Raw genomic sequence first — 6,566 nt, forward strand, 5'->3', positions numbered from 1 at the left:
AACGAGCAGGATACTTTAATCACTGCTCTAATACTTTAGTGGTGAGATTCAAGCCTTTCATTGTACTTTCGGATAGTTACATTTAATGTTAGTTGAGGTGGTGGTTGATAATTGAAGAAAAAACTATGGATACCAATGGTACTTCTTATAGTGGCATTTATTGTATGGATATTAATGTATACATACCCAAAGCACTATAAATTTACGATTCAAGGGGTATTGTATCAATTGGGTGAAGAAAATAGTGATTTTGTGAAGCCAGATACCATATTTGTAAATGGTAAAATGAAAAAGAACATAAAAGGAGTAAGAACATTCACAGGAATAATCGATATTAAAGGTGAAAATATACCTGTTCCAGAAGAGCATCGACAATTAAAGATAACACTGAGCGAATATGGTGAAGCAGTTCTATTTTATACCTATAATGAAAAGGGACAACCTAAACATTTTGCTTACGGTAATATTTTTGTTAACGACGATTTTAGTAAACTTACAATTTTAAAATTTACAAAAGATGCTAGGAACCCTGATCAATCAGGTTTTGATGGTCGTAGCGGGTATATCATATCAGCACCTGCACAAAAAAGGGATGATGCATTGGAGATCACAAATGAACTGATACATGGTGCTCTGAAAGGAGACATACTAAAATGAAGGGATGCCTACTTAACTAACGGTTAACTTTAGCTTAATCATATCTGGAGGTTATGTATTTATGGAACGACTTTGGCCATTTGAAGATCCTGAAAATGTAGCTGTTATTACAACCCAAAAAATAATGAATAGACATAGCCCTATTCTATAAGTATCCCATGACAGCGATGATGGAATGTGGCAGTTTCTCGATGGTGAAGAAGTGATTGAATTAGACGCTCGTATTCTAGGGTTAAAAGAATGAATAGACATTGACCCGAGTTTGGTCCAACTTGCTGATCTGCCAATTGGATGGACAGCATGGAGGGAAACTAAATTCAATCGATGGATTAGAGGAAAAAGATAAGAACTTGTTATTCAACTAACGTAGAACGTTAGTTCAACAAAATAGCCGCTAGCCCGAACTTAATTTCAGGTTTGGGCTAGCGGCTAATGCAGCTTAATGATTCAATCGAGAGGCAGTTGGCAGTTGTTAATTCATCAGATTCTCTATCCGATCTGCACGGACCCAGCACATTTCCTTGATATCTATGGTCGCTTTGAAGTCGTCAATCAAGGTAAAACGATCTTGAAGACTGACCAACGACTCAATACGGAACATATCTCGCAGTCTATCAAGTCCACCCGAATCGATGTTGAATAACGCAAAAGCATCCACGTCAAGACTCATTATAAGTTTCTTTACTTTGTCTTCCTTACTATGTTCCATATAGAATTCCCCAAGTATTTTAACCCTAAAAGCGTCTGAATCAGGGTTCACATAGAGTAATTCAATAGCTTCTTCTTCAGGAAACCGTTCTTGTACATAATTCTGTAATTCAATTTCATCTTCCTCATACGAATAATCGAATGCAGATACAACTCTGCTTTGATGAAGGATGGTGAAACCCCAGCCGTGATCTTCGAAATTATAAAAGTATAATACAGGTACGCCAGCAATCATTTTTATAATATCCTCAGGATAGGTGTCACTAACGTCTGTACCTTCCGTAAAAAACACGCTCCATTTGTCATTAAGCGGTTTTATAAAAATGGGATTGAAGTCTTCGATAGCTTTCCTATGTTTATTCAATACAAGACTGCCTGAAGTAAATTCACTCATTTGTTTACCCCCGTAATGTCATATCATCAATTAAGATTAATATTTCGCTGGATACCAGCTAATCACCTTCATTTTCCAAGAGTATTGCTATCGGTTTGTTAAGCTAACGGGCAGGATAGTTCGATAACCACTTGGGTAAAATAACCAAAAAATTATGGGGGTTATTTCTCATGTGGTGGAGAGGTATAATTTTGATTTGGGCAATAGGGGTAACCTGCTTTACAGTAATGGATTGTGCTGAAGCTTACAGCGAGGAGTCACCAACTAACTATAATGCCGACATTCAACGTAAGAGTTTGGAAGAGGTGCTTATTTTCGAACTTAGTCCTAAGATTATGAGCGTACTTAGAAAGGAGTATGGTAATAACATTCTCATCGGCGGCGCTCATATCATACCAATCAGGAAATCGGATTCTTATCCTCAACAAGAGTTCATACTTGAAGGGGAAGTTACGACACACGATTCTACCTCGGATATAGTTCAAATTACTTTCAAAGCTAGTACAGACGGATACAAAGCGAGTAATTTCCGTGTTATCCGTACGCAAAAATAACAATCTTCCATTGAGCTAACGGGAAACGATAGTTGAATAACGTATTGATGAGCAGCTGCTGCGGTGGCCTGCTCATTAATGGGCAGGATAGCATGGTGTCCGCCAGTTATATTTGTTCAATTAATTACAATCATATATCAATCACATTCAAGGCTAAGTTGATGATAAAATAGCTTTAAATACAGAGATTGATGCTGCTGACACGAATAAGTGTCTGGCAAGGGGGGGGCATTACCAATGACTGATTTAAAAAAGTTCAAGCAATTATTAAAAGATACATTTGAACAAGAACTAAAAAAGCATGGATTCAATGGTACAGGCGGTAAGTATAGAACAAAACCAAATAATCATTTCATCTATACTGTCAATATTCAAGCTGATAAAAATGGCGGGTGTTGTTGTGTTGAACTTGGAGTATACATAGACTTCATCCCAAACCCTTTGGGTGCTCATGTCCCATTTAATAAAGTTTCATCCTATGATTGTGATTTTCGGTGGCGACTTTCAGACCTTGAAGATGAAGACTTATGGTGGAGTTATGGTGAAACGGAAATCGAAGCCCTTGAAAACATCGGACATATGACAGAAACTTTTGTAGAATACGGTTTACAATACTTTGGGAGTTTCATTAATTTCCCTGAATGTCTCACCAGTATTAGCGCAGAGGACATAGAACAAAGGAATAAGAATGTAAAACGGTTAGGTGACGTGCTAACAGATACTAGACTAGCATTAGTTATTTCTAGAGTGCATTTGCAGGTGAACAACAATGAGCAAGCTATTTCTTTTGCAACTTGGGCAATTAATCGGATTGGAGATAAAATAGTTGGTAGTGCTTTGATTCCTGAGTTTAACGAGATAATTAACAAAGCAACTGCTGTAAAGAGGTTGCAATGAAGGTGATAGATAATTGAACTAACGGGACACGATAGTTCAATGACAACAGGCTGAATCGTTAAATTACCATCGCATCTTATTCAATGATTGGGGTATCTAGATGTATAAAAGCATTCATTGGCATGCGTTTTTCAAAGTGAATACAGAGGAAAAGGCTCGAAAATTACTCTCAAGATTCGAAGAGGTTTGTGAGACGAATGCTGTCCTTTTATCCTGTGAACGTTATTGGAAGGATTCGGCTTTATATGATGTTGGTTTTAGCACATCCTTAAATAAGGACGATATTTCTCATGCCGTTTTCTCAACCCTAGTAAGTGCTCACAAATTGGCTTATGAATGGCAGGTTACTGGTCCTTCCAATTCAGAATCGGGAATTTGGGAATTTAGTGGACTAACCACTAAAACAAAAGTTACAGGTATCGAATGGATTCAGTTTAGGATAGTAAGCGAACCATTATTCAATTAACGGGACACTATAGTGTAACAATCACCAGGACAAGACTGCCGGAAATGAACGGTAGCCTCGTTGAGCTAACGGTCAGGTTAGTTTAGCACACCGTAATTTATAAAAAGTTTCAATTAAGGAGGTGTGTTGAATTATCAGAAGGAGATGGAGATATTACGGAGCAACTTATCTTATTGGTTACATAATTTCAATTTATGGAACGGGCATTCCTCAATGGTACTACTTAATTCCAGTAAAAATAGTGGCCTGTTGTTTTATGCTGATTGGTGGAAGTTCTATATATTACATGGCGGAAGAAAAACTTCATTTATTATTGGCTTTCTATAGGTCATTAAAGTATATCGCAATATCATTTGCAATCTTATTCGTCTTTGCTTTGATACAGCATATTTTTGATATTAACTTATCTGCAATAGTAGGAATTTAATAGTTTAACTCGCTGAACTAACGGGAAACGATAGTTGAAGACTAAAAGGGCTGCCACGTGGCAGCCCTTCGTAGTTACGCTAACGGGCAGAATAGTTCCAATAAGTGGTATTCTAAGATAAGGGATTTGAACAGGGGGGCAATGTTTATGGAAATAAAGCATCCAGTTAAGAGTCCATCAAGGATTGGAACCATTATAGGAATGATTGCTATTATATCGAGTCAATCTATTCTTGTATTGAGGTTATGGGATCAGAGGGGTATATTCTACGCTTCGTTAACGGTGATTCTTCTATGTTTAGTTGTACTGTTACTCGCATTGTACAGAACATTTTTTAAGAAACCAACCGTGTTATGCCTATCCAATGAGCAAATCATATTAAATGGGAATATAATTAATTCAAGGGATATTAAAGTGATAATGACCAGGGGGTACTTTAAACCTGTTATTGGGATATTACCTTACAGGAGGAAGATCGTCCCATTGGATATGGCATTTAGGTATTCAAAGGATGAAGATAGAGGCATCTCGGATTTAAAGAGCTGGGCAAAAATGAACAATGTAAAGATGGTTAATAAATCGTTTCAAACGTGGATATAAGTGTATTCAAAAGCACTATTCGGTACGGTTATTACCTTATTCAGAGGATGTGCTTAACCAGGGTGACATGCTTGTTCGTTACGCTAACGGGAAACGATAGTTGAAAAGTCGTAGCCATAGCAATGGCAGTCTAGATCTTTATTTCGCGTCCTAGTCTGCTGCTGTTGCTGCGGATTTAATTTGCAAAGTCTGATGATAGTTGAGGACGAGTTACATGTTTAAAAGCAGCTCCTCTATGATTTATTTTGGTAATTTGAATAAACTGTTTTGTAGAAGGAATCTCAATGAAAGGACAGATGTGAAATGGAGAGAAAAGCAACAGTAAAATTAGATGATCTAATTACTGAAATTGAAATTCAAATGGATGAGACCCTAACATACATAAACATCCAGACAGGAGAAGTAATAACATTATCGAGAGAAGAGATGAGAGCGGCAGAAGATGAAGAGCTGCTTGACAATTATCCGGATTGGGAACGAGAGAACATTGAACAAGCCATAAAAATTATAGAGGATGAAGACGAGGTTTACCTCGAATTCACATTAAGAAACGAGTTCCATGAGTATGAACTAATAGAAGAATTTATTGAGACATTAGACAAAGCAGAGGTTCGAGAAAAATTGTTTGGAGCTATTCAGGAGCATTTAGAAGATTTAAAGATGGAATCATTGAACATGACGTCGAAAGACAATGGTATGAATTCAAAGAAAAAAAGGTGAAGGAATTAGTTATGGAATGGTGTAAAGAGAAGGGTCTTGTAATAGAAGAATGAAGTGTTATTTATTGGGAGGATAAACATGGCTTTAGACAATTAGATATCTCTACAAGAGTCAAGCCGTCAGTCAATTTGTATAAGGAGGAACCTTCATTTGAAATGGGACGATCATTCCCATACCCCATACTGTCATCATGGTAGTGGCACTTCACAAGAAGAATATTTAGAACGAGCGATTAATTTAGGATTCGAGCGTTACACGCTCAGTGAACATGCCCCTTTAACATTGAACTGGATCGATGATGCTTCGTTATATAAAAGGCTAGCAATGCCTTACAGTGAGCTTTCTCTGTACATCGAACATGCCAAGCATAAAAACAAGAATACAATGGAAAGATAGATGTTGCTGTTGGTTTAGAGCTAGATTACTTACCAGGTAAACTTGATTTCACTGAAAGAATAATAGATGACTTTGATCAGGATTTAGAAGACATTATTTATTCTGTGTACTATATACCCGGTATGGGTGGAATGTGATTAATTGATTACCGACCAGATTATTTTAAAGAATATATATTAAAGCATTACGGAACGATGGAGAAGGTTGTTGATGAGTACTACAACTATATTGAAGAAGCAATTGAGTGGATCTCCCAATTCTCTATACGGAAAAGAATTGGACATATTAATCTAATTGAAAAATTTAAAACCGTCTTGCCTGAAATAGATGAAGGGCAAATCAAAGATCGCATGGAGAAAATTATTCCGCTCCTCCTTAGAATGAATGTTGGACTTGATGTGAACACGGCAGGATTAAGGGTAGATACATGTGGGAAAGCGTATGTACCTGAATGGTTCCTGATTAAAAGTAGGCACCATGGGGTTTCGTGTATATACGGGTCAGATGCCCATTCTCCAGATCACTTAGGGATTGGATGGGATTGGTTTGTGGAGCTAGAGCACTATGCTAAACATTCCTGTTGAGGCTAAGAAATAGYCTTTGTCAAAAAAGGAGCACCTCGGTATGATGGGTTTGTCGACAACACATCAAGGAGGCGCTCTTACTATGAAGTTTAAGCAATCAGACGCACAAAATCAACGGATTGAACAAATTACCACCTCGCATCTTGTCATAGGAATTGACATG

At 37.3% G+C, this 6,566-nt stretch carries 9 protein-coding genes; 8 read left to right on the plus strand and 1 reads right to left on the minus strand.

Features of this window, described 5'->3' with window-relative positions; genetic code table 11:
* The first annotated feature begins 111 nt into the window (after positions 1 to 111).
* Positions 112 to 657, plus strand: coding sequence for a hypothetical protein (locus AC1DM9_RS18675; protein ID WP_477581557.1), 546 nt, complete (start codon positions 112 to 114; stop codon positions 655 to 657).
* A 472-nt stretch (positions 658 to 1,129) separates the two neighbouring features.
* Here the strand turns inward: AC1DM9_RS18675 and AC1DM9_RS18680 are convergent, their stop codons facing one another.
* Positions 1,130 to 1,759: a hypothetical protein gene (locus AC1DM9_RS18680; protein WP_441880887.1), complete on the minus strand. Its 630-nt coding sequence runs from the start codon at positions 1,757 to 1,759 to the stop codon at positions 1,130 to 1,132.
* A gap of 170 nt (positions 1,760 to 1,929) precedes the next feature.
* Between AC1DM9_RS18680 and AC1DM9_RS18685 the strand changes: the two genes are divergently transcribed.
* The 7 genes from AC1DM9_RS18685 to AC1DM9_RS18715 all read left to right on the plus strand — a co-directional run bounded on the left by AC1DM9_RS18685 (position 1,930) and on the right by AC1DM9_RS18715 (position 6,403).
* Positions 1,930 to 2,313: a hypothetical protein gene (locus AC1DM9_RS18685; protein WP_441880888.1), complete on the plus strand. Its 384-nt coding sequence runs from the start codon at positions 1,930 to 1,932 to the stop codon at positions 2,311 to 2,313.
* 237 nt (positions 2,314 to 2,550) lie between these two features.
* Positions 2,551 to 3,210, plus strand: a complete 660-nt coding sequence (locus AC1DM9_RS18690; protein WP_441880889.1) for a DUF4304 domain-containing protein — start codon at positions 2,551 to 2,553, stop codon at positions 3,208 to 3,210.
* 100 nt (positions 3,211 to 3,310) lie between these two features.
* Positions 3,311 to 3,676 (plus strand): hypothetical protein, encoded by a 366-nt coding sequence (locus tag AC1DM9_RS18695; protein ID WP_441880890.1) that lies wholly within the window; start codon positions 3,311 to 3,313, stop codon positions 3,674 to 3,676.
* Positions 3,677 to 4,250: 574 nt separating this feature from the next.
* On the plus strand, positions 4,251 to 4,703 hold the full coding sequence (locus tag AC1DM9_RS18700) for a hypothetical protein (RefSeq protein WP_441880891.1): 453 nt from the start codon (positions 4,251 to 4,253) through the stop codon (positions 4,701 to 4,703).
* Between the two features lie 303 nt (positions 4,704 to 5,006).
* Entirely contained in the window at positions 5,007 to 5,423 is a 417-nt protein-coding gene (locus AC1DM9_RS18705) for a hypothetical protein (RefSeq protein ID WP_477581560.1), read from the plus strand.
* Positions 5,424 to 5,573: 150 nt separating this feature from the next.
* Complete coding sequence (locus tag AC1DM9_RS18710; protein ID WP_477581562.1) at positions 5,574 to 5,819, plus strand: PHP domain-containing protein; 246 nt, start codon at positions 5,574 to 5,576, stop codon at positions 5,817 to 5,819.
* Between the two features lie 194 nt (positions 5,820 to 6,013).
* Complete coding sequence (locus AC1DM9_RS18715; RefSeq protein WP_477581564.1) at positions 6,014 to 6,403, plus strand: PHP domain-containing protein; 390 nt, start codon at positions 6,014 to 6,016, stop codon at positions 6,401 to 6,403.
* Positions 6,404 to 6,566 lie beyond the last annotated feature (163 nt).

It is taken from the genome of Paenibacillus sp. 01T431 (assembly GCF_056398625.1).

Excerpts from the sequence above, each read along its gene's own strand:
- AC1DM9_RS18705 (WP_477581560.1), top strand. The coding sequence starts at position 5,007 with ATGGAGAGAAAAGCAACAGTAAAATTAGATGATCTAATTACTGAAATT.
- AC1DM9_RS18700 (WP_441880891.1), top strand. The coding sequence starts at position 4,251 with ATGGAAATAAAGCATCCAGTTAAGAGTCCATCAAGGATTGGAACCATT.
- AC1DM9_RS18680 (WP_441880887.1), bottom strand. The coding sequence starts at position 1,759 with ATGAGTGAATTTACTTCAGGCAGTCTTGTATTGAATAAACATAGGAAA.
- AC1DM9_RS18695 (WP_441880890.1), top strand. The coding sequence starts at position 3,311 with ATGTATAAAAGCATTCATTGGCATGCGTTTTTCAAAGTGAATACAGAG.
- AC1DM9_RS18685 (WP_441880888.1), top strand. The coding sequence starts at position 1,930 with ATGTGGTGGAGAGGTATAATTTTGATTTGGGCAATAGGGGTAACCTGC.
- AC1DM9_RS18690 (WP_441880889.1), top strand. The coding sequence starts at position 2,551 with ATGACTGATTTAAAAAAGTTCAAGCAATTATTAAAAGATACATTTGAA.
- AC1DM9_RS18715 (WP_477581564.1), top strand. The coding sequence starts at position 6,014 with ATGGAGAAGGTTGTTGATGAGTACTACAACTATATTGAAGAAGCAATT.